Source organism: Brevibacillus sp. MCWH (genome assembly GCF_013096935.1).
Lineage (GTDB): Bacteria > Bacillota > Bacilli > Brevibacillales > Brevibacillaceae > Brevibacillus > Brevibacillus aydinogluensis.
On record NZ_SDLF01000067.1, the window covers coordinates 1 to 819 of the forward strand.

Below are 819 nucleotides of genomic sequence, written 5' to 3' on the forward strand. Positions count from 1 at the left end.
AGATGAAAAAGAAAGTGAAGTATTAGAACAAGTCGTTGAAAAGTTAGAATTAGACAACGATTCAGAAGTTGTCTACACAAACGAAATTAAAGTAAACGACAACGTTCAAATTACTAACACAGTTCGTATTAAAACAGACGATAATGATGTAGAAAAACTACGTCAAGAGTTGTCTAGTGAATTTGAAGATGAATACGATGATTATGATGATGAAGAACATCTAGTCGAATTAGCTTCTGAATTTCTTCATTTAGAAGATGAACTAGATGAAGAAATTAGTAGAAGAAAAAGAAATAAAGAATGGAAATAATTTAATAATATAGAGGAGTAAATTTAGTTTACTCCTCTATATTAATTTATTTCAATAAAAAATAATTAAAGGAGAGAATAATCAATGGGTGTAGTTATTAGAATGGATTCAAAAAAGTTTCTTAAAACTTTCATTAAAGAAAATGATCCAATGGAATTCCAATATGTATTAATTAGTGAAAACATTACAACGAAAGAAAAGTTTAAAAACGTTAAAGCTATTCCTCTGCTTATACCACCAGTTTCTGCTATTAGTGAGTTAGAAAACGAAGGGTTTAAGTCTTATAGGAAAGCTTACTTAAACTATTTAAGTAATCCTAAAATTGAGGCTTTTATTTCTATTATTGTAAAAGCTGCTGTCGATAATGATCTTAAAATTGTATTACTTTGTTCACAGTCAGAGAACGAGTTTAAGTATTTGAAAATTATTTGTGAATATATTGAAGAAGTTTATAAAATGAAAACTTATACTTATAAAGAATATAAAGAAAATCCTGAAAAAGCTTGTAA

At 26.7% G+C, this 819-nt stretch carries 2 protein-coding genes; both read left to right on the forward strand.

Annotation, left to right across the window (positions count from 1 at the left end; genetic code table 11):
* Positions 1-310: hypothetical protein (locus ETC00_RS19370; protein ID WP_171567687.1), on the forward strand; the 310-nt coding region annotated here is incomplete at its 5' end.
* Positions 311-394: 84 nt separating this feature from the next.
* Positions 395-819 (forward strand): hypothetical protein (locus ETC00_RS19375; RefSeq protein WP_171567688.1); only part of this gene is annotated, 425 nt, incomplete at its 3' end.